At 25.2% G+C, this 25933-nt stretch carries 11 protein-coding genes; 3 read left to right on the top strand and 8 right to left on the bottom strand.

Annotated features, from left to right (window positions below; translation table 4 throughout):
- Positions 1–92 precede the first annotated feature (92 nt).
- Positions 93–1304 carry an IS256 family transposase gene (locus RRG59_RS03290; RefSeq protein WP_322902137.1) on the top strand — a complete coding sequence of 404 codons (1212 nt, stop codon included), beginning with the start codon at positions 93–95 and terminating at the stop codon, positions 1302–1304.
- 380 nt (positions 1305–1684) lie between these two features.
- On the opposite strand, the gene RRG59_RS03285 is transcribed toward RRG59_RS03290, so the two are convergent.
- The 8 genes from RRG59_RS03285 to RRG59_RS03250 all read right to left on the bottom strand — a co-directional run bounded on the left by RRG59_RS03285 (position 1685) and on the right by RRG59_RS03250 (position 20031).
- Positions 1685–9595, bottom strand: a complete 7911-nt coding sequence (locus RRG59_RS03285; RefSeq protein WP_322902136.1) for a hypothetical protein — start codon at positions 9593–9595, stop codon at positions 1685–1687.
- Between the two features lie 30 nt (positions 9596–9625).
- A complete protein-coding gene (locus RRG59_RS03280) occupies positions 9626–14767 on the bottom strand; it encodes an MGA_1079 family surface serine endopeptidase (RefSeq protein WP_322902134.1) in 5142 nt (1713 codons plus the stop codon).
- Between the two features lies 1 nt (position 14768).
- Complete coding sequence (locus RRG59_RS03275) at positions 14769–15725, bottom strand: hypothetical protein (RefSeq protein ID WP_322902133.1); 957 nt, start codon at positions 15723–15725, stop codon at positions 14769–14771.
- A gap of 102 nt (positions 15726–15827) precedes the next feature.
- Positions 15828–16052 (bottom strand): hypothetical protein, encoded by a 225-nt coding sequence (locus RRG59_RS03270; protein WP_322902131.1) that lies wholly within the window; start codon positions 16050–16052, stop codon positions 15828–15830.
- Between the two features lie 144 nt (positions 16053–16196).
- Positions 16197–17696: an endonuclease gene (locus RRG59_RS03265; protein ID WP_322902129.1), complete on the bottom strand. Its 1500-nt coding sequence runs from the start codon at positions 17694–17696 to the stop codon at positions 16197–16199.
- A gap of 67 nt (positions 17697–17763) precedes the next feature.
- A complete protein-coding gene (rplL, locus tag RRG59_RS03260) occupies positions 17764–18135 on the bottom strand; it encodes a 50S ribosomal protein L7/L12 (protein ID WP_036430050.1) in 372 nt (123 codons plus the stop codon).
- A 39-nt stretch (positions 18136–18174) separates the two neighbouring features.
- Complete coding sequence (rplJ, locus tag RRG59_RS03255) at positions 18175–18672, bottom strand: 50S ribosomal protein L10 (protein WP_322902126.1); 498 nt, start codon at positions 18670–18672, stop codon at positions 18175–18177.
- A 171-nt stretch (positions 18673–18843) separates the two neighbouring features.
- On the bottom strand, positions 18844–20031 hold the full coding sequence (locus tag RRG59_RS03250; RefSeq protein WP_322900853.1) for a phosphopentomutase: 1188 nt from the start codon (positions 20029–20031) through the stop codon (positions 18844–18846).
- A 174-nt stretch (positions 20032–20205) separates the two neighbouring features.
- On the opposite strand from RRG59_RS03250, the gene RRG59_RS03245 reads away from it, so the two are divergent.
- Both RRG59_RS03245 and RRG59_RS03240 read left to right on the top strand, forming a co-directional pair.
- Positions 20206–20796, top strand: coding sequence for an FMN-dependent NADH-azoreductase (locus RRG59_RS03245; protein WP_322902125.1), 591 nt, complete (start codon positions 20206–20208; stop codon positions 20794–20796).
- 84 nt (positions 20797–20880) lie between these two features.
- Positions 20881–25905: a DUF1410 domain-containing protein gene (locus tag RRG59_RS03240; RefSeq protein ID WP_322902123.1), complete on the top strand. Its 5025-nt coding sequence runs from the start codon at positions 20881–20883 to the stop codon at positions 25903–25905.
- Positions 25906–25933: the final 28 nt, after the last annotated feature.

The raw sequence follows: 25933 nt of genomic DNA, 5'->3' as shown, positions 1-25933 counted from the left end.
GTTAGTATAAATTAAGGAAGTGTAGTTAATTTTGTGTAAATTCTCTTAATAGCAAATATTTAATTTAAAATATTTATATTAGGAGATTTTTTATGCAAAAGAAAAGTACATTTAATCTTGATACTGAAAAATTATATAATCAGTATAAACCAAAGACTATTGAAGACGTTCAAGAAATTCTTAAGTCTCAAACTAAAGACTTAATTGAAAAAATTTTACAAGAAGAGATGAAAAATTATCTTGGTTATGATAGATATGAACATGAAAAAGTAATTAAAGATAATTACAGAAATGGTTCATATGATAAAAAAGTTAGATCACAATTTGGTGATATAAATTTAAAAATACCAAGAGATAGAAACGCTGAGTTTGAACCACAAGTAGTTCCAAAATTTCAATATGATATTTCTTTTATTGAAGGTGCAGTAATTAAACTTTATAGCAGCGGTATGTCCACAAGAGATATTTCTTCAACATTACATGAAATTTATGGTATTGATGTTGAACCATCATTTGTAAGTAGAATAACAGATAAAATAATGCCACAAATAATTGAGTGAAGAAACAGACCATTAGAAAAAGAATATGCTATGGTTTTTATAGATGGGATTAGATTTAAAGTTAAAGAAGAAAATAGATTGGTTGAAAAATCTGTTTATATAGTTATGGGTTATACACTTGAAGGACAAAAAGATGTCTTAGGTTTTTGAATAGGTGAATCTGAAAGTGCAAAATACTGAATGCAAGTACTAAATGACCTTAAATTAAGGGGTGTACAAGAAATTTTTATTATTTCAAGTGATAACTTAACAGGTATATCAAATGCTATTAAAGCAGTTTTTCCTAAAACCCAAATACAAAAATGTGTAGTTCACCAAATCAGAAACTCAGTTAAATTTGTTAATTACAAAGACTTAAAAGAGTTTACAAAAGATATGAAAAATATTTATCAGGCAAATAATATTGATGAAGCAACAAGATTTTTACAAATTTTTGAAGATAAGTGAAAAGATAAATATATGTATGCCATTAAAAGTTGAAGAGATAATTTTGAAGAATTAGTTACATTTTTTAATTTCCCAAAAGAAATAAGAAAGTTAATTTATACAACTAATATTATTGAAAACCTTAATAGAAACATAAGAAAAATTACTAAAACAAAAACTTCTTTTCCAACAGAAGAATCACTTATGAAATCAGTATATTTTGCTATAAATAATCAACTTGCAAAATGAGATAAAATTACTCCAAACTGAGGACAAATCTTAAGTCAATTATTAATAATATTTAAAGAAAACAACTAAAAATTGTTTTTAAAATTAAAGTTTTTTGTCTTACTTTTTTTCAAAAAAGTAAGGTCTCCCTTGATTGCAATCAAGGGACGGAAGGGTTAAAAAAAACAAAAACCAAACAAAAACCAAAAAGCGGAAATGACATTCCGTCTTTTTGACATTTTGTTTGGTTTTTTTCTGTTATAATAGAACCAGATTTGTGTTTTGCTATCACTTTTCTCTTACTTTAAAAAGTAAGTTAAAGAGAATTTACACAAAATATAATACAGTCCCCAAAACCTCAGGGAAATCCTGAGGTTTTGTTTGTTTTTTTAATACAAAATATTTAATTATTTGTCTTTATATAAAAGCAATTGTAATCCAGAGATTATTAATTATTTTTTAGAGAGAAATTATGGATGTGTTCATTCAATAGGTTCAGGTATTTTTATTTCTTTATCTTCTCTATTTCCACTACCAACAACTATCCTAATAACTCTATATGTTTTTCCAGATGTTAATCCACTTCAATTTCCTGTATAATTAGAAACAGTTCTAAAACTATATCTACCTGAATAAGTTTTTTCTGTTTTTGTGTCAACTTCTTCGGCTATTACTAATATAGTTTCTTCTTGGTTTGATACTCTATCAAATGGTAAATTCATTTTTGAATGATTACCATTTCTTGTAACTCTTGGTCTATTACCACCTGTAAAGAATCTGAAATCTTGTCTATATCTGGTTTGATCATATAAAGTTTTATATTCATTAAGTGTTTCTATTGAAACAATTGAATTAAATTTCTCAGTTAATTGTTGTTGTTCAGTTTGTTTAGATGGATAATATTTAATATATTCATCTAATAATCTTTTTCCTTCTGGTTCATATTCTTGAACTGTAGATGCTTTTATTAGTTCGTCATATAATCTTCTAAAATCATTCTCTGTATCTGCTATGTTATTGTATTGAGTTTTAGCATTATTAAAGTGTGATAAGGAATTTGCTATATCTTTTAATTCATCTCTTAATAAATTAATGTTTCTAGCAATTATAGTTTCTAATTCTGCAGTATTACGTGTTGAATTAATTTCTAATAAAAGACTTTCTTTTCTGTTTGGGTTACTTGTTAATCTTTTATTTACAATATTTGTAAATCTATTTGTTTCTGTTTTATATGTGTTAAACTCTTCCTTAACCCTTACTATACCTTCTGTAGTTGTTTCATTTAACATTAATTGAGTATAATAATCTTTTCCTGTTTGAGGAACCATATTAGCATCTGAATGTGTAATTGTTTCCCTAAATCTAATGTTTTCTAGATAAAGTGGTAATTTATTTTGAACAAAATTATTAAATTCAGTAACGTCAGATATTTCCCACATATCTGCTAATAAATGACGGTATGTCGGTGCTGTAAATGTAGTTCCACCTGAGATTCATTGTCTACTACTTCTATCACGTATTCCAATCAATGATGCATCATTTCAGAATTGAATTTGAGCATTTTGCATACTTTGCATATTTGTATTTATATATGCATCTAATTCAGCTATATCATTGGTATTGATTAATTTCTTAATAAAACCAGGATGTCCTCCACCAAATTTATCTATAAGTCTATTGATATATTCATGTTTTTTTGTTACTAATGCTAATTGAGTTTCAAAAGTAGATAATGGATTGTTTTCATCTGCTTCTTTTAGATTTGCAACTTGTTCATTAATTGATTGTTTTAATTTTTCAATTTCTGCAAAGTAACGTGTTTGAATTTCTCCATATCAATCGGTTTTTCCGTATTCTCCATCTGTTCTATTTTCCCTACGTGCTGGTTGTCTGAAATTATTTATTTTATTATTTATTTCTTGTATTTTTGCTAAGATATTATCTTTTCTAGTGTTAATATTATTTATTTCATCTTTGGTTTGAATAGAATTTAAATCAGCTAGTAATTTTTCTTTATTATTTGGAGATAAACTAGTTGCATTAATAGTATCACGAGTTTGGTCTTGAACTGTTTTTAATTCAATTGCATCATTTTTAATTTGGATTACTTGTTCTTTAGTAGGAGTTGGGTTAGTGTTATCTAATCTACTTTGTAAAGTTGTACGAGAACCTTCTGGAAGATTATTAATAGCATTTTGAGCTTCAGTTTGTGCTTGAGCATATTCTGCATCTAGTACATCTTGCCTTTGGGCTTGTTGTATTTTAGTAAGAACTTCTGCTACTTTTTCTTTAGTAGTAGCATTGTTTAATTCTTCTTGTAAATTCCCTTTGTTTCTATCTGAAACTTTATCTAATTCTGTTTGAGCTTCATTAATTTTTGTTAATAATTCTGCTATTTTATCTATTACTTCTTGGGTTTTTTCTTTTGTAGTAGCATTGTTTAATTCTTCTTGTAATGCAGTTTTGTTTCCTTGTGAAGGAAGCGAAGCTAATTCTTGGTTTGCTAAATTATGTAAATTAACTAATTCAGTTGCTTTTGCTTGAATTTCATTATAAGTTTCAGTTGTATTTGCATTTGTTAATTCATTATTTAATGATTCTCTTGCATTTTCTGGTAATTTATTAATTTCAGTTTGAGCATTATATTTAGCTAATTGTTTTAAACTTTCATTGTATTTTGCTAATACTTCAGTTATGTTAGTATTAGGCATATTTGTTACATTAGTTTTATTTTGATCAGCATCTGGTAATGGAGATATAGCATTTAAAGCAATTTGATTAATAGAATTAATAATACCTTGTTTTGCTTGAGTTAATTGTTCTGGTGTAGTTGCATTAGCTAAGTTATCTAATAAACTTTGTTCTAGATTTAGATTTGCTAAATAAGGTCTTAGTTCATTTTGAATACTTGCTACATCTGCTCTAACTTCTTCGCCTTCTTCTCTTAATTTTTCAATAGCTGTATTTTTAGCATTTAAAATAGCTGTTAAATCATCACCAGCATTTGTTAATGTTTCTCGAGCTGCATTTTGTTTGTCTGGAGTTTGAATTAGAGCAATAATATCATTTGTATCTTGTTTTGCTTGTGCTATTTCTGTTTTATTTTTTACAGATTTAACAGCATTTAAATCTGTAGCATTTTGTAATTCTTCACTTAAAGTACCTTGATTTTCTGTTCTTAGTGCATTAATTTGAGTTAATACTTTTTGTTTCTCGTTTTCAAATAACTCTTCTGCTTTTTCTTGAGCTGCTAGTAATTGTGCATATGTTTGATGAGCTTCTGGAGGTAGTGGAAGACTTTGTGCTTGAACTTCTGTATCACCATTTAATTTATTAATTGAATTTTGTGCTTGAGTTCTTGCTCGAGATAATAAAGCAGTTGTTTCAGAAACTACATTAATTTTATCTGTTACAGAAATTGTTGTATCTGAATTAACTTTATCTATTAATGATTGTAATTGAGGATGGTTTTTAGATGGATCACCTTCTACACCTAATAATATTGTTAATTCTTTATTTACTAATTCTTGAGTTTTTGCTAAAACTTGGTTTTGAATTTCATTAATTTCTTGAATATTAGATGCATTTAATAATCTTTCTTTAAGTTCATTAACTGCACTATCATCTTCTGGTTTAGCAAAAGCTAGTAAAGTATCAATGTTTGCTTTAATTTCATTTAACTTATTATCAAAAACAGTTTGTGCTTCATTTTTTAATGTTTCTAATTCATCGATTGTGATATTTTGATTGTTTAATCTTTCAACAAAGGTTGTGTTTTCAGTTGAACCGATTGTTTTATTAACAACTGCTTGAACTTCTGCTATTTTAGCGTCAATAATTTGTTGAGCTTGTTGTTGGTAGTTTGCTATTTTTGCTTCTGTATCTGTATTAACTTGGTCATTTAAGTTTTGTAATAATTCAGATTTAGTAACTCCGTTTGATAATCTATTAACAACACTTATAGCATGATTTCTTAATCTTTGTATTTCTTGTTCTGCTTTGGTTTTTAATGCATCTCATTCAGCTTGACTTGGGGTGTTATCTTGTCCAAATTGATTTATTAATGCTTCAATATCTAAACGTGCAGGGTTGTTTGGTTCTAATTTATCTCTTAATTCTAATGCTTTATTTTTGGCATTTTCTAATTGAGCATTAATTTCTGAAATGATTGCTTGAACTTCTGCTTGAGTTCTTGCATTATCTATTCTTCTTCCAAAATCACCTTTACCATCTTGAATATTAGTATCTGTAATTTTTAATAATTCTTCTCTTGCAGATTCTTTTGATTTTTCTAAATTATTTTCTTCTTGTGTTCTTTGAGATTGTGCTACTGCTTTAATATCTTCTAAATCTTGTGTACTTAAAGAACTATCTGGTCCTGTGGTATTAGCATTACCTTGTTCATCAACTCCATTGATTTGTTTTAATAAATCCATTTTAATTTGTTGATCTTCAATGTTGTTGATTAATTCTAAAGCAGATGTATAAACTAATCTATGTCTTTCTTGTTCTGCTTGTATTTCATATGTTGCTTTTTGTTTTACTTCATTTGCTTTTTCAACAGTATCTACAGCATTTAATTCATCGATTAATTCTTCTCTTCTTGTTTGAGATTTAATTTTTTGGATTTCTTGTAATGCTTGGTTTTTAGCATCTTCTAATTGTTTTGCACTAATGCTATCTGTTTTTAATGTTTTTAATTCTGATAATGTTTTGGCAGGATTATTAATAGCATTTAATAATTCTGCTTTTTTAGGGTTATCATCTGATAATTTAACTGCTTCTGCTAATGCTTGATCTCTGAATTTTTGTAGTGTTTGTTGAACTTTTTCAGATAAAACTGCTAATTTATCTTCATCAAGATTTGCTTGAGATTTATTAGCATTAAATGTTGATAAATTATATCCTTCTATTGCTTCACTATCTTCTAGTCCTGTTAATTTTGCTAATTCAGTTTCAAAATTTGTTTTTAATGTTTCAAAAACTTGTGTTGCTTCTTGAGCAATGCTTTTTGCTTGTTCTACATCTGCTACATCGTCTTGTGAATCAGGATTGTCAATAGGTAAAGCTGTTTGCAATCTTTCTGTTAATTGTTGTTTTAATGGATTTGAATCTGATAATAAAGAAATTGCTTCTCTTACTTTTTTACGTTCATCTTCAATTAACTTATCTTCTTTAACTTTTTCAGCTAAAATTTCAGTTCTTAGATTGTCTAATTGCTCTTTTGTTGTTGCTGCGTTTAATCTATTTTCTAATTCAGTTCTTTGAGATGAATTTGCAACTCTTAAACGTGATAATTCTGAGGTTGCTAATTTTTTTGATGATTCAAATTCTTTTTGAGTTTGAATCATATTTTGTAATTCATTTGCTTTAGAAACAGCTTGAGATAAATCTGTTGTGTTTTTAATTTCATCTAATTTAGTTTGGAATTCTGCTTTTTTAGTAGGATCAGTTATTTCAGTTAATTCTGTTTCTATAGATTGTTCTTTTTGAGTTTTAATAGCAGATAATTCTGTTTCTCTATTTAATTGTTCATTAATTTTTGTTTCAACTTCATGTAATTTAGTTAAAACAGCAGATTGATCAGTATTTGGATTGTTACTATCATCATTTAATGCATTAGTTAATTGAGTTGCTATTTCTTGTCTTTTTCTTTCATCTGTTATATTTTCTAACAATGAATTTAATCTATTGTGTAAATCATTATTAATTTCTTCAGCAGTTGCATATGCACTTGCATCTGAACGAATCTTATCTGCTGCTTCTTTTGTTGATGCATTAGAAAGCATTTGTTCAAATTCTGCTTTTTTAGTTGGGTTAGTAATTTGACTAACACTTTGTGTAGCTTGTGCTTTAGTATCACTATATTCTTTTTTAAGAACTATTTGATCTTTTATTAATGCAACGCTATCTGCATCATTTGCTGAATTTAATTGATTTTGTAATTCTGTTCTTTCTTCTTCTGTAAGATTACTTGCTGAAGTTAAAATAGAATTTGCAGAGGTTAGTTCATTTTGTCTTGCTAAATGTGCATTTGCTTGATTATGTATATTAGCAAATGTTTCATATGTAGAATCTGGAGAATTTTTAGCATCATCTAATTGTTTTTGTAATTCTGCTTTTTTAGGATCTAAATCATTAATTTGATCAATAACTCTTTGTGTTGCTGATATTTCATCATTAAGAACTTGTTCTGCTCTAATTTTTAGTGCAGTAAATTCATCTTGTGTTGTTGAATTAGATAATTGATTGCTTAATTCTCTTACTAAATCACTATTTCCTGCTAGTTTATTAATTGAATTTTGGGTTGTTTCTCTAGTTGTTTGTAATTGTTGATTAACATTGGTTGTAATAGTATTTAATTGTGTTTCAGCTTGATTTATTACTTGTTCTGCTGATGCTAAATCAGTAATATCTAGATTATTTAAACTATTTAATAAGTTTGTTTTTTCTGGAGAATCAGTTAATTTATTTAATAAATCAGTAGCTTTATCTTTTAAGTTTTGTAATCTTACAAACACTTCTACTTCATCATCTAATGTTCTTAATTGAGTTAATTCTGCACTCGGATCGTTATTAGCTGCGCTTTGAATTTTATTTAATAAAACATCTTTTTGACTTTGAGGTAAATTAGAATCATTTATTGAATCAATTAAATTTTGTTTTTTAACATAAACTAATCCAGGTATCCCTGATTGTTTAGTAATTTCAGTTTCTAAATCATTATTAAGATTGTTTAAAATTTCAGAAATTCTTGGAGCATTATCTTGTAGATATTGATCATCTAATGCTTTTTTAACATCTTGTTCTTTTAAATTATTTAATGACGTTAAATCATTTGTTGCTGTAATCTTATTGATTAAATCTGTTTTTTGTTCTGGTGTTAAATTAGTATTATTAATCAATTCAGTCAAAGCATTTTTTTGAAGATTTAAAAATGTATTATTTTTAGTTTCATCTGGATTTTGTCCTAAAATAGTTGCATTAATTCGATTTTCAATTTCTGTTAATTTTTGACTTGCTTGAGTTGGATTGTTTTGAATTAATTCTCTTGCTTGAGTTAATTGATCTAATAAAGGTGTTAATTGAGATTTAGTATCATTATCAATTGAATCATTATTGATTAATGATGTTAATAGGTTTGCTTTATTGTCTAAATTATATGAATCAGGAATATTGGTTGCTTGATCTAATCTTTGTTTAAATTCTTCTTGTTTTTTGTCATTAATAACTGCATCTAATAACTTTTTATTAACAGCAGAAATTTTATCATTTTGTTTAACAGTTTGCTTGTTGTTTAGTTTTTGTGCTAATGCTAAAACATCATTAATTGTTGTTTGTGTATTATTTGATGAATCATCTGTTGAAGTTGTATCATCTGAGTTTGATGAATTATTACTAAAATCAACTTTATTTAAAGCATCTACAATAACTTTTTTATCATCTGGATTTCTTTCTTTTAGATGGAAAATAATGTCAGCTATTTGCTTTAATTTTTGAGTTTCTTCTAAAACTTTTTGAGATTTTTCTCTGTTTTGTAAAGTTAAATTATTAATATTTTCTTGTGTATTTAACTGATTAATTTGATTTTTTAAATCATTTATTTTTTGATCATAAGAATTTAATATATCACGTTTAACTTCTGATAATATTGAACTAGATGTAGAAAGATTTGTAACAAATTCATCTTTTTCTGTTTTAATTTGGTTTTCAATATTTTTCTTAGTTTCTTGAATTTTCGGTAAATCTAAACTTGCTGAAGTTTGAATTTGTAATAATAATTCTGTTTCCTTTTCTTTATCAGTTACTTTTGTTAATAAAACCAGAGAATCATTAGTTGTTTTTACTTCTTCTTTTAAATTGTTTAAATTATTTAAATAAGTATTTTTAGCTGTTTCTAATTGATCTGGTGTGATATCACTTTGATTAATTGAATCTAGAAATTTTTGTTTAATAGCAGCATATTTTTTTTGGTATGCTTCTATAATTTTTTGATCTTTTTTATCGTTGTATTTTATTTCATTAATATCTGAAATTAAAAACATTTGACCTTGTTTTTCGGTCTCTTGAATTTCTTTTTTATGATTGTTTTTTGCTTCTTCTATTAATTCTAAAATATCTTTTAATGATTCAGGGTTATAATCTTGTGAAATTGTGTTTAATTTTTCTGTTAATTTATTTCTTGTTTCTGTGTCTGTTATTTTTGAAATTAATTCTCTTAATTCATTCTTTTTATCATCATATGATTTTTGTCTTTGATTTGATTCTTGTGAATTAATTGCTAATATTGTTCCTGCAATAGCTGATGATCCTGCTAATACTAATGCAGAACCAATAACTACAGCAAAACCTTTTTTCTTTTTATTCTTATTTTCTGTCATATTGTGTCCTTATATATATATATATATATATTATTTATTATTTAAAATTGGTTTGTAAAACCATGGCATACTAAACTCACCTGGGTTTTTTAGACTTGCTTTGAATAATACATTACCAAAAGAACCAGAATTTTTTAATTCTAATGGATTTTCATTATTATGATTTACGCCCATATAACTAATTCTTTCTGTTTCCATATGAGTTCCAGTACTTCAAGCTCCATTTGCTCCTGAATGTCATAAAGAAATCAATGAATCATCTCCTATAAAGAAAGAAGTACCTGAATTACCTCCACCAAACTTCATTGGTGAATAATTTGGAAATTGCCTAATTACTGTTTCGCTAACTCCTACTTCTGGACGATGATTTACATAACCAGTCAATCCACCTCAACCAGGGAATCCAGTATGTGCAATATCTTTTAAAGCTGGTACTCATATTTGAGATGCAGAATAACTAATATCAAATTTTACGTTTTCTGAATTATAAATATCATCAATAAAGCGTATCATATCTCCTTTAGCTCTTAAATTAGCTTGTTTTAGAGATTCTTTTAAATCTACAACAGTTATTGTTGCATCAATTTTTGAACCTGTTTCACCTGTTCTTGTTTTAAAATCAGTACCTGTAATTCCTGTTCAAATTGCTTTAGCACCAGGAATTCATGTTGCAGTAACATGGTGTTCATCTGCACCACCATAATTTGTATATGGATTACCTTCATGTATTTCGTTTTTATAAATATTTAATGGTAATCTCATTCCCACACCACCACCTAAGTCTTTAACTAAATTATTTTCATTAAAGTGAGATAAATTATTAATCCTACTTTCAACATGATGATTTGTTAGGATGTAAAATCTATAATCTGTTGGATCATCACTTACTTTACCTATTAAAGAACCTGAACCTAATGAACCTGTTGTATATCTAATAGCACGCTTTTTAACATTTTTAATTAATGTTCAATTATCATCAACTCCTCATTCTGTTCTAATTCATTGACGATCTGGTTTATAACCTTGATTATGTTTTCAAGGAACGTTTTGGTTTGGATTGTAAAATGAATAATCACCTAATATTTTACCATCATTATATAAAATCATTGGTTCTTGTGGTTGTCCAAAATCTACTTTATTATAATCATATAAATTAGTTTCATAGTTTAGACCAAATGTTCCTTCATCTTCTGTTTCATTAACATAGTTAATAATCATTTTAGCTGATGCAGGTGATACAATGATTGCACGATCATTATCAAAAGTTTTGTTTTCTTTTCTTTGTTGCTGTGTTGATATATCTATTAATAATTTATAAGTAGAATCTAATGAAAGAAATTCAATTGTTAATCCTTTAATATCATCTCATTTAAAAATAAAACGGTATGGAATGGTTGTTTTTTGGTTATTATCTGTAAATTCAAAATTAGATTCTCAACTAATTAATTTTTCTACAAACAGTTTTTCAAAATCTAATTTATATTTAATAGCATAACGTTCTTGTTTTTGTCTATTATCCTTGTTATTATCAAATATTAGTGGAGTAATAAAAAATGAAAAATCAATTGTTCTATTTCTTGTATTTGGTTTTAGAAATGTATGTTCTAGGTATTGTTTTTTTAGTGTTCATGATGCTTGGTAATCAGAATCCTTATTTCATAATAAATCTTTTCAATAAGGTTCTAATATTCTACTTCTAAATACTTCATTAGTTGATAAATAAGTAGTTTTTAATAAATCTGTTCCATGGTCTAGATTCCTAAATTCTAATATAGATTCATCTGAATCAAAACCAGAAATTCTATATCAATTATGTCCTTTAACTATGTTATCATTATTATCTTTGAAACCAAATCTAACAAATGCATAATTTTCATTACCTTTAGTAATATCTATAATTGAAAATCTATTTTTTGGTATTTCATAATTTTTATAACTTATAAATTCATCTTCTTGTTTTAAAGCAATTATTTCATTTAGTTCATTTAGATTATTTTTGAAATATGATGCTTTTTTATTTTTTAATAATTCAGTATTTATTTTTAAATCACTAAGTTTAATATTATTCAAAATAATATTCGGATATAAAACTTGTTCATAATCATTAACTAAGTTATATGCGTAAAATATTTTATTTGGATTTGTATATCTTTTATTCGAATCTTTTTTATCAATAAAACCAAGTTTATAAGAAATTCCTCTTTTACCTTTTAATTTAACATCATAAAAATAATAAAATAGTCTATTTTCAATAGTATCATTATTTGCACTAGATCATTGTATATCACTTGGATTATCTACATTATTTAATAAATGACCAACATTTAATGGAACATATCAATCATTATCATAATTTTTGTCAGCTACATGTGGAGTGTTATTATTTTGTTTTTGATTATTTTTAAGCAACCTAAAAATATAATTAATTTTTAATTCTGCATTTTGTTCTAATACTGCAGATGGATTGAAAACTCTATAAGCAGTTGTATTACTATTATTTTCTGCTTTACCTGCAGCTTTTCTAAAAGTAAAATCAGCTGAATTTAAACTATTAACTTGATTTATTAAATTATCATCAATTCTCTGGAACCCAACAAAATCTGCTTCTGTTAATTTAACACCATTTTTTGGTTCTACATAATCATCATATCTAACATGTTTAAAGTGATCAATATTATATGTATATTTATTTCTATCACTTGGCAATTCTGCTCATTGACCATCTTCTTGATATCAGAAGAAAACTTTAGCTAATCCACCTCATTGTGAAGATTCAATATTCCTTGCTTCCACTACTTCATATGGTTTAATTTCATATCTTCCGTGCTTAGGCATTATATAAATATCATTTAATGCTTTAATTACATCTTTTACATAGTAGTCAGTATGAGTTTTTTTAATTCCTCTTTTTACTGATCAATTTTCATAAAGACCATTTCTTCCTGCATTTAAAATTTCGATAATTTTTTGTTTGTCTATTGCATCATCTAATGATTGTTCTGTACTTGTTTGAAAGTTTACATTATTTTGTGAAGATAGGCTAAGTGTTTTTAAAACTTGGTCATTAAAATAAATATCAATTTTAAAGTTTAATTTATTATTTTCAAATGTTGGTATTTCTTTTAATTGATATGTAAAATAACTTTTTATATACTTAGATTTTTTAAAGAATAAATTACTTTTTTCTGTTTCATATTCAATTTCACCATTTTCTTTATTTATTACATTAGCAAAAATCCCTAAAGTTTTATAAGTTTGATTTGTTTTATTTAAATCAAACTTATTTTGAAATTCTTCATAAGTCAGTTTTGATAATTCAAAATAATTAATATCAATTAATGAATCAGCATTATTATATTCATTTAGTGAGTTAAATTTCTCAACAACTTGATTGTTATCAGTTCCATAATCTATTGTAGTTTGTAATTCTGTTTTTAAATTAGGATTAAATTTACTTGTTATTTGATATGTTATTATTAAATTTTTTTTAGAATCATCTAATGCTAATTTTGATATTTCAAAATCAAAACTGTTGTTATCTAATTCTTTTAATAAAATTTTAGCGTTATTATAGTTAATAGAACCAACAGATAAAAACCCGTCATTTCCTTCCGTTATACCTGTTGTATTATAATTATTTTTCAATTGAGTTTTAATTGTATTAAAGTATTCAGTTGTTTTTTGAACAAATATTTCTTGTAATGATTGATTATTTGAAGTAGAAATATTTAATGAATTTAAAGAATTATAAAAAGTATCTAAGATATTAGAATCTATTGTTTTTAATTCATCATTTAAATTATTATATAAATTTAGATTTGAACTTAGCAGTTCATAAAAATCATACTCTGATTGGCCGCTAATTGATTTATTATTAATTAGATTTTTTATATCTTTTATTTTGTTTACAATCTGATTAGTTTTTTGGTTGATTAAATTTAATTGATTTTTGTACTCATTAACATTTGATAAAGTTTTTAATTCAGTTATTTCTTTTAATTTATTGTTTTTGAATTCTACTGAAATCTTTGTATTAGCTAAAACATTTTTTAAATCTTCTTTTTGGTTTCTAAAATTATTTAATAATGCATCAACTTGATTTTGTAATTCATTAAATAAATCAAAATTATTAATATTTTGTAATTGATTAATTAGTTCATTATATTTATTTTCATCTATTGATTTATAAGTTTCAATTTTTTGTTGTAACTGTTTGATATAAGGAACTAACACAAATGAATTAATTTGTTCGTTTTGACTTAATATAACATTAAATTCATTTAATTTTGCTTTTAATTCATTGTTCAATACTTTTATTTCTTTATCTCGAATTGTTTCATTTAATTTATAAAATGAAGATAAAACTAAAAATAAATTCTCTTTTAATGTTTTTTTATTTTCTTCTTGAATTGATAAATTATTTACTATATTATCAATAACAACAGAAACATTATTTTCATTATCTATATTTAATGTTTTTAAAATATTATTTGATTTGCTTAAATTATTTTCATATTCTTGAATTAATTCTTCTGTTAAGTTAGTATTTAATTCAATTTCTAAAAACTGCTTGAAATTATTTTTAATATTTATATATAAATCATTAACAGTAAAGTTATGTAAATTAAATAATTGAATTAAGTTCTCTGTTTTTTGATTAATTAATTTGTTTTCATTACTTATTTTTGTAATTTCATTTTTAACTTCTGTTAATTCTTGACTAACTTCTGGTTCCAAAAGTGCTTGAATGATAGAATTATTACCTTGTCCTTTATTATAAATTTTTGTAATAACATCTATTGTATTAGGTTTACTTATTGAAGAAGGAAAGAAATCGTTTAATTTTTCAAAATCTGTATCATCTGTTTTTTTTAATTCAGAAAATACTTTATAAATTTCATCTAAGTTATTCCCTTTTTCTAATGCATTTTTATATGGTTTAGATTCGAATTCTAATAAAACAGCATCAATTACCTGTGTATATTGTGGATTTTTATGCAAATCAGATAAAAGTTCTTTTAATGTTTCATTTTGCTTATTTTGGTTTGTTTTGTCATTATAATAATTTTTATTTGATACATAACTACCTACACTTGAACCTATAATAATTGCACCTAAGATAGATCCCCCTGCTACGGAACTACCTATGATAATTTTCTTTTTGTTTTTCATTTTATTTTCCTAACTTTATGGTAATTGTATATGTTTGTGTTTGTCCTTTTTGAGAAGTAATAAATAATTTATAAACTTGTGAAATAACTTTGTCTTTTTGTGTTGTTTGAGACATTAATTTCAATTTATTTGATAAAGCACCCCTTGAACTTTTTGTTATTATTTTTTCTATAGAATTAACAGATAAATCATTGTCAATTATTGTTAATTCATTTTTTTCGTTAAATGAATTTGTATAGTCTTTACCATCATAATTAAATTCTAATAATGCATTATCATTACTTAAGAATAATTCACGAACTTGTCCATCTGGACCTCAAAACTCTAGTTCAGTTAATCCGATTAAATTTCAGACTTCTCGATTATTATCTCTTCTTTTACTTGGATCTCATTTTAATTTTAAAAATCTTGTTTTAACAGGAGAAAAATTAATTTCTTTTGCTTCAGAAACATTACTTTCTGACTGGCCTAAATTTTGATTAGGAGAAAAGTCACTTGGTGAAACTTTATCTTGATTTTTCACAGGTATATAATCAACACCATCATTTGAATATTCTACTGTGAAAGAATTGGGTAAATTGTGTCCTGATGGTGAACCAGTTCAAAATCATAATTTAATTAGTGAAATTTCTTTTTCTTCTGTGAACTTGAATACAAGTTGTCTCTTTTTTTCATCAGTATCGTTTAAAGGAACACTCATAAATGCTCATGTATCTCATCTATTATTGGTTCTTATATCAGAATCAAATAAACCTCATAATTTTTCTTGGTATGCTATTTTATCTAAATCAAAATAATCTGATAAATTACTATTATTATTAGTTCTGCCTGATTTTAATTCTAAGGTATTTGGTTCTTTTATATGAGTTTTAATAAATATATTAACTTTTATGTCTCTATTTGATTTAGAAACTCCAGTTAAAACTAAATCATTAAAAATGAAATCATTTTCTTGCAAATCATCATCTCATTCAAAATCATTAAAATAAATAACATTTGTATTTCCAGATATACCTGAAAAATATGTTGGTAGTTCTTTTACAAAATCAATGTATCTTTTTTAACCTTTAATTAAATTAAAGGTTAAATCATAAATATGTAAATTATCTGTTGTTATTAATTCATCTGAATCTTTTATATCACTTAGCAATGGTTTGGTATCTTGTTTTGCTTGACCATCTATTTTTTTATGTTCAGAAACTTTTGGTTCTGGATAACTACAACTTATTGAAAATAAAAAAGTTGAAACGCTTAATAGACTTAATAATTTAAATTTCTTTTTCACAATAACCTCGATATATATATATAGAATTATGTTTATTATACATTTTTTTATTAAAAACTTATACTATTTGCAATCATTTTGAAAATAACGTTTTTAAACAGATACAATATCAAAAAATATGCAATAAAATTGCTATTTTCAACTTTATTGCATATTAATTAAAACACCTTTATTTTCAAAAGGTTTTGGATTTTGACCAAATAAACTTGATGCTAAATTAGGATAATCAATAAAAGGATTTCTTATAGTTGTTTCTTTAAATGTTTCATTATTTCTGTTTATATCAAACATATCAACTGGGTCTTTTGAATTTCAATTAAGATATGTTAATAAGTAATGTTCTTTAATATTTGGAAATACATCAGTTAAAATAGAATTTCCATTACTAATATTTTTATCAAAATAGCTTGATGCAAAATATAGATATGCTCTTGCTATATCTCCTTTAAATGCATCAATAACTTCAAAGACTTTTTCCCCTAAAGAATTAGTCCCACTTTTTGAACCATTTTGCGATGTAGATGTAATATTTGTTACATCATCATGAGGAAAGTTTGCTCTAACTGCGTTCACTTTAATATCAGAAGGTCATACAAATGTCGGATCATTTCTTAGTGGTTCAACTTTACTAAATCAAGATTGTGGAATAACATGTTCTCTATTAGTACCAGAACCTTCATTTCTTCCATCACCTCCTTTATAAGTTGTATATATATAAGGGTCGTTTCCTTCAGGATTTTCTGAATAAATATCTAAAATAGAACCATCTTTTTCATAATAATTATCTTTAAAAGCACTAGAATTATTATAAAAAGTAGGTAAATCATTATAAGATTTAATTGAATGTCTTTTAGATTTTTGAATTTTGTTTAATTCTTTCCATAAATCTAGACCATATAAACCATTAGCACTAGCATAGTAGTTGTTATTTGCATCATAAACATAATTTGATTCATTTACAGAAGAAGGATTTATGTGAGTTGTAACAGATGATTTAATTGTTGTTTCTTGTTCTTGATTTTTAACTTTGTATTTAACTTTAATTGTTTGTTTTGCTCCAGTTTTTAAATCAAATTTAGATTTAAATGTTAAATTAGAAAGTGATATATTACCCTTATCAAATAAAGCAATTTTATATTCAAATTCAATAAAATCTCCCATAATTTCATAATCAATAAACGAACTTATTCTCTGTTGATTTCTTTCATTTATATATGTGGGATTTTTAGCATTTGCTAATTGATATGAGCTTAATGATAGATTGGTTGAAAAAACATCTAGTTCACTTCTATTACCTAAGTTTTTTCAATCCACACGAACTGTTCCTTTAGGTTGAATTAAAACTTTTTTACCTACGCGATCAAATATAAAAACACTTTCGTTTTTAATTGAATTACTTAATAATTCATTTGAAATTAAATCAATTATGTTGTTACCTTTTTCAATACCAAATAAATCTAAATCATTTGCTTGATTAACTTCTATTTCAAGTTCTGCTTCAGGAGTTTTTTCTGGATTCATTACCTTAGTTGTATTATCATTACTTGGTGTTTGTTCTGAGTTTGTTTGTTTACATGAAACAACAAAAGCAATAGGACTTATACTTAAACTAAGTAAAATATTTATCAATTTAATTTTTTTCATAATTTCCTCTTATAATAATTTTATAAAATTTATAAAAAAATAGATGCAAAAAGCATCTATTTAGAAATTATTCAACTGAAACTTCAGCACCAGCTGCTACTAAATCAGCTTTAATTTGTTCTGCTTCTTCTGCTTTGACGTTTTCTTTAATTGTAGCAGGTAAAGCATCAACTATTTTTTTGGCTCCCATTAAGTCAAGTCCTAATACAGCTTGAACAGCTTTAATAACTGGGATTTTCTTTCCACCATCTGATTTTAAAACAACTTTGAAACTTGTTTTTTCCTCTGATCCGGCTTCTGCAGGAGCAGCAGCAACTGCCATAGCAGCCATCGGGTCAATTCCAAATGCTTCTTTCATTGCTTCTACAAGTTCCATAACTTCTTTAATTGACATTTCTTTTAATGATTCAATAAATGTTTCTTTTGTTAATTTTGACATAATTTAATTCTTCCTTTCTTATTTTATTTTTATAGTTAATTATTCTGATTTACCTTCACTATACATTTTAAGAGATAAACCAAGTTGTTGTAGTGGAGACATCATTGAACGTGCAAGTATTGTAAGTGCTTCTTCATATGTAGGAAGTGTAGCAACATCTTTTACACCTTGTGTATCAATAACTTTACCTTCAAATGTTCCAGCTTTAATAACCATTAGTTTATGTTTTTTAGCAAATGATGCTAATAATTTAGCAGCAGACATTCCATCTTGATTAGAAAAAACAAATATGTTCGGTCCTACTAAATATTCATCTAAATCAGCAAAACCTGTTGCTTGAGCTGCTAGTTTAAATAAACGGTTTTTGTAAACTTTAACTTCTAATCCTAATTTACTTGCTTCATTTCTAAATAATTCTAATTCAGAAACAGTTAAACCACGATATTCAGCAAAAGCAATTGCTTGAGAATTTTTAATTTTTGCTGTTATTTCTTGAACAACTTCTCTTTTAGCTAATTTGAATTTTGATTCTGACATTTTAGCCTCCTTTCAAAATTATTTGCAATACAAGAAAATAAGTCATACACTTGGTAACATTATTAAGCTTAGCCGTTACTGTCTTTATGTATTGCTTATATATTATAATAAAAAAACAAAATTATGTAAATTTATTTTTAATAGAAAAAACTAGGTATACCTAGTTTTGAATTATACTAATTTGTCAAAGATATCATCACCTGTTTCTAAAACTACTTCTGCTCCAAAGTTTCTTGCAACTATGTTTCCTAAAGTTCCTAAACCATTAAAGTTTGGTAATACTTTTGGATTTTTAAATGATTTTGAAAAAATTGTTGCAGGTAGTAATTCTCTAGTATGGTTAAATCCTGGATATAAAGGATCATTACCATGATCTGAAGTCATTATTAATAAATCATCTTGGTTCATTGCATTAATTAATTTTGCTAATTTAACATCTAAGTCTGCAATATTTTGTGCATAACCGTGAACATTTCTACGGTGTCCATAATGTGAATCAAATTGTACTAAATTAGTAAAAATTAATTGATTTTCACTTTGTTGTTGAGCAAGTTCAATGGTTAAATCCATTCCATGAGCATCACCTTCGCTTGGTATATGCCTTGAAATTCCTTGACCTACAAAAATATCATTTATTTTACCTATTGAAATAACTTCAATTCCTTGTTCTTGTAATTTATTTAAAATCATTTCTCTTGGTTTATTTGCATAATCATGACGATTAAAAGTTCTTGTAAAATTACCAAAATCTCCTATATATGGACGAGCAATAATTCTTCCTACATTTCATTCTGGTTTTGACGAACAAATTTCTCTTGCTGCTTTAGCATATCTATATAAATTATCTAAACCTGTTCACTCTTCGTGAGCACATATTTGCAATACTGAATCTAAAGATGTATAAACAATAATTGCTCCTCTTTCTTTTTCTTCGTGAGCTAATTCATTAATTATATCTGTTCCTGATGATGATTTATTTCCTACAATAGGTCTTCCATCAAACGCTTTTGATAATTCATCAATTAATTCTTGAGGAAATCCGTTTTCTGAAAAAGTAGGGAATGGAACCATTGTTTTAATTCCCATCATCTCTCAGTGTCCTGCTAATGTATCTTTTGCATTTGAAACTTCTTGAACTTTAGCAACATACGCTAATGGTTTAGAAACATAATAATTTCCGTTTAAATCAGTAATATTACCAATTCCTAATTTTTTTCATGTATCTATTTTAAATTCTTCTGCCATCGATGCAGATCTAATAGTATTTGCTCCTGCATCGCCAAAATGTTTTTGATCTCTATCTGGCCCTATTCCCAAACCATCTGTTACTATCATAAAAATACGTTTAAATTTTGCCATTATTTCTCCTAATTTATAAATAAAGTAATTTATAATTGTATTTTACTCTTTTTTTATAAATTAATATATATTTTACAAATTAATGGAATTAATTCTTTAAAAATTTAACAATTTTTGCATAATAATTATATTACTTTAATATAATTAATTTATATAGTCAAAAGAAAGGAAAGAATGAAAAAAGTATTAATTTTAGAAGGTAATTTAGTTAAAGACCCAAATATTTCATATACTCATGCTACATTAAATGTTTTAGATGAATATCTTTTAAATTCAAAAGAATATGAAGTACAAAGATATGACTTAAACACAACTCATTCAGAAACTTATTTAACAAAAAATAATATTCCTAATTATTGAAATGAAATAGATGCAGATTTTTGAATCAACAAACTTAAAGAAACTGATTTATTAATTTTATCTAGTTCAATGGTAAATTTTGCAAGTCCTGTTGTTGTAAAAAACTTTATTGATAGTATTTGTGTAGCTGATAAAACTTTTTCTTATAAATATTCTAAAAAAGGTCATGCAATTGGTTTATTAACTAATTTAAGTGTAATCTTAATAACTTCTCAAGGAGCTCCAGAAGGTTGATATCAATGAGGTAATCATAAAGAATGATTAAAAGGAACATTTAATTTCCTAGGTGCTAAATCAATTAAGACATTATCTATTGATGGAACAAAAGTAAAACCAATTTCAGATATCAAACCAATTCAATATGCTCAAGATATTAAAAAAAAATTAATTGAATTAATTAAATAGAATTAACACCAAATCTGGTGTTTTTTGTTTTTTTTAAAATACCTTTAATTTTTATATAATTAAAATATACAAAAAGGAATAACTATGAAAATAAAACAACAAACTAAAAAGAAAATATTAAGCATTTTAATGATGTGCAGTTCTGGAATATTATCTTCAAGCATTGTTTCTTCGTGTATAACAGATACAAATGAAGAAAAAAAATATCAAATAAATAGTATTAGAATCACAAATGTTACACATAATTCTGCAGAAATTGAACTTGGTTTCTTATTCGTTAAAACAGAACAAGTTCCAAATTTAAACATTAAATTAAATGATTCATCAAACTTAATAAGTTATACTAATTATGATAACCAAAGCAAAACAATGCTATTTAGGTTAAATAATTTACAAGAAAATTCAACATATGTGCTTGAAAAAATTTATGATGGGACTAATGAAATAGATTTTTCAAATATTTCTGGTAATAAATCATTTACAACTTTAACTAATAATAATGGTAGTATCTTACCACCAAATGATAATCCAACCAATCCTATTCAACCAAATCCTACCCCTACCCCAATACCTAAAAAAGAAAGTAATTATATTATAAATAATTTTCAAGTTTCTAATATAACTCATAATTCTTCATTAGTTAAAATGGTTTTTTCTAAGTTTCAAAATATAAGTCCAACAAATTTTGAATTTATTTTTGTTAATAATAAGAATAATGAAAAATCAATAATAACAAATCCAAGAGTTAATACTCAAGATAAGTTAGTTGAAATTCAGCTAAATAATTTACAAGAAAATACAACTTATACAATAAATTCTTTAAAAATTAACAATGAAATAGTTGATTTATCTAATTTAAAAATTAAAAGTTTCAACACCACAAGAAATAATCCCAACAATAATCAGCCAACTCCATTAGAAGATAATATTAGCAACTTAAATTTTGGAAATATAACTCATAAGAAGGTTAATATAGATGTTATTTTAAATAGAAGTTTTGAAAATTCGGATAATTTAATTTTAGAACTTGTTAATAAATCAAATAATAATACTATTTCATATAGTAATTCAACATTAACAAGTAGTAATACCAAAACTTTTAATATTGTTAATTTAAATCCTAATACAACTTATGAAATTAAAAACATTATTCTTAATGGTAAGAATTTAACTATAAGTTCTAATATTACAAAAACTTTCACGACAAATCAAGAACCTCAAGATTCCTTTGTTGTTTCATCTATTGAAACAACAGGTACAAAAAATACACAAACATATGTTAAGGTTAATTTTTCACAACATCAATTAGGAGATGAAGATAATAAAAAATTTTCATTAGTTATTAATGATCAAACATATACTACTAGTTCGTATAATAATGAACCATATGTTTTATTTTTTGTTTCTGGTTTAACTAGAAATACAACATATAATATTTCAGGTTTATCAATCAATAATAAAAATGTTCCTTTAGTTGGAAATAAAACTTTTAAAACAACTGATAATGACCTTGAAGAACGAAGATCGGCAAGTCCTACTAGTGAATTCCAAAGAACTCAAGCATATCCTGTTTCAAGTAGTAAAAATAAATATTATGATGAACCATCTAACATCCAAAATAAAGATTATGTATTAACTCAAACAACAGATTATCAAAATTATTTAAATTCAAGTAATAAAAAAATTACTTATTCAAATGATTCATTAGATCAATATACAAAAGTTCCAAGAGTTGTAAATGGTAGTTTTAATAATGAAAATACTGCATTAACAGTTGAATTAGAAATACCTAACCCACAAAATAACACATATACGCTTGAATATGAAAAAACATCAGACAACAACACTAAAACAACCTTGACAGTTTCATTAAATAAAACTGAAAATAAATTTAATGCAAATATAACAACTACTCCGGGTGATGCAATTAAAATTACTAAGTTATTATCGAATAATCAAGAAGTGCCTAAGTTTAACAAAGCATTTAATACTTATTTTGAAACTATAGTTACAGGAACTAAATCAAATAACTTTACCTTTAAGCATTTTAAAAACTGGGAATTATTAGATGCAAATACATTAGGCACAAAATGAAAATTAGATCCTCAAATATTTACAAAAGATAATTCTAATTCATTTCCTACTTTTTATTGAAAATACCAAAAAGTAGACGGAACAATTGATTATGCTAAATTTAATACTAGAAATTCTACTCATCAAATAAAAGCAGAAGTAGAAAAAAATCAATATGCTAAATCATTAGGTATTTATTATGAAGAAAACAATAAAAAATATCGTGTAATTGACAATACTTTATTAGAACCTAAAATTCCTAATAAAAATTCTTCTAGTGTATCAAGGCTTATTGATATCAATTCAATAAGTGTATCTAATAATACAGTAACTGTTAACTTCAATAAATCTGTTACACAAGAACAAGACTTAAAAGTTTTAGTTAAATCTGTCAATCCACTTCAACCATGATCAAAAATTATTACATTAAATAAAAATGGACAAAGTGGAACTTTTGAAACGGGTCAATTACAAACAAATATAAAAAATTACATAATCACTCATTCTTTATTAGATAATCAAGAAAGTATTTATGATTTAGATAGCAAATATAAATTCATTAAACCTCTACCATTCAATGAAGTTGTTTTAAATGATTTTAAAGTTATTGGTGATGAAGAAAAAAGAATTTTATATGGATCTTCAAAATTTGATATAACTAGTTCTAATATTGAATATCTAAAAGATAAATGATTTGAATTTACATTTGAAGCTGAAGTTCCTGCAGATAAACAAGAAACATATAATTCTTATTATGTTAAAAATCCTAAAATTATTGTTCCTTTTGATAAATTAAACAAATTCATTTTAAAAGGTTTTATAGACAGAGTTAAATATAAATTAACAGGTGTTAAAGTTTTAGAACCATATACTACTGATGTATATGTTAATGTTAATTTTACTAACAATTCAGAACAATACAATTTTGTTAAATACTTTAACTATGATTTATATAGTGAAATGTTAGACAATGACACTAGTGTCTTAAATGTGCAAAATAGTGAATTAATAACAAATAAAAAGAATTTAACTACTACCGATTTAAGAAATATTTCTTTAAGTTCTGAAAGTAAAAATAGCATTCCTTATTCAATTCAGAATATGTATTCATGAATTAATTATAAATACGAATTATATTACAGAAATGCTAGAGATTTTAATAAACACACAGTTAAAAACTTTAAATTAATTGATGAAAATAATCAAGAAATTAAATTAAAAAGTATTGTGGGAAGAGAATTATTAAGTAACAAAAAACCTGTTTTAAATGACACACAAACTAATGCTTCTATCACAAAAGATTTATCTAAATTTAATAATTTAGAAAATCTAAATGATAAAGATGTTTTATTTAATTTTATTTTTGAATTAGATCCTACACATAAGGTTTTAAGTAATTCTGCAACTACTTCTCAAAGTGCTAAAACATATGTAATGGTTCCTGTTTCATATAAAAAGATTAAAGAAACAAGAACTATAGACAATTCTGTATTTAATGTTGTTCATGGTTATGATGATTTTGAAACAAGTAATTTATATCATAAGATTTTAAACACTATGTTTAGATTTAAAGTTTCATTAAATAATAATGATTTAAAATTAGAAATTATTGCAAAAGATGAGCAAAACACTAAAATATTTGATTTTAAACCCGACCATAACTTATCATTGATAAATTCTGCTTTTTTAGGAAATCATGATTTTTATGTTTTTTATAAAGAAACACCAAATGTTGAATTAGACTTTACTGAAAAAGCAGTTGGAGATAATTTAATTGCAGGGCCAAATGAAAAAGCTTCATATAGAGAAGGAAGTTGAGTTCATATAAACAATTCATATGAACCTTTATTTGGTAAATTCAGTAAATTAAAAGATGAATCTAAAACTTCTATTAGATTATTTGAAGAAAATAAATCAAAAGTTATCACAGATTTAAGACAAAGAAGTTTCGCCTTCCAATCTAGAGACGGAACATGATTAATGTTAGGTAAAGTTAAACCAAACGATGACACAGATTTTAGATTTTATATAACCTCAAATGAACACGTAGCTGATAATAATAATATTTTAAGTTATAAAAGAGATCCAAACAATCCATGGGTTACAAGACAAGCAGCACACACTGACATAAAAGTCCCAGTGATTATTAATCAAAATCAATATAATCAAAATAATACTTATCCAATAGTTGATTCTAATAACCTTCGGTTTGGTTTCTTTGATATAAACATAGAAATTATAAATAACTTTAATAATGAACGTTTCTTCCCTGAAAATAATGAATTCAAAGATAATCAAGGTAATTCTTTAACTGGAAACTTAAAAAATAGAACAGCTGATCTTGTTTATGCTATAGCAGACTTTTCATTTATTTTTAAAAATTTTGCTATTAATAACGAAGATGGTTGAAGATGAAATGGGCAAACATTAACTGATACAGAAAAGAGTGTAATTAAATATATTCATAATTGAATTAAACTTCCAATGATTAAAGCGACAAATCAAACACTTGTATTAGATGATTATGTTAATTTAAATGCATATATTGCAACATTTCCTGCTATTTTATCTGATAATAAAGATTCACCTGCTTTCCCTTCTGGAATAACTAACTTTGCACATCAATCGACTAAAAGGTATCGTGAATATCTTTTAGGTAGTTCAATTAGACCATTAACAGATATATTTTACTTACCTAAAAAAAGCGGTGATCGTGCTGGTTCATTTAGTACTAATTCAGTTTCATATAGTACAAATACTGTTGACTTAGGTGGTGGTTCTTCTGGTACATCATTATTTGATAATGAAGGTAACTTACTTGGTTATATAGTTAGTGGACATAACCCTGATAACAATAAAGAAACTGAAGAAACTTTCCAAATGTTTGTTATAGACCAACATGCCAAATCATATTTTGGAAATGGTACTACACCATTAGGTAATACATCATTTTATGAAAGAATGAGAATGCTATCTTATTACTACCCAGAATGATTTGATCCTATTAATTTTACTAACAAACCAAAACACTATTAATAAAAATACACAAGTTCTTGAACTTGTG

Source organism: Mycoplasmopsis felis (genome assembly GCF_034647055.2).
GTDB classification, from domain to species: Bacteria; Bacillota_I; Bacilli_A; order Mycoplasmatales; family Metamycoplasmataceae; genus Mycoplasmopsis; species Mycoplasmopsis felis.
This window is presented reverse-complemented; position numbering and strand designations above follow the sequence as displayed.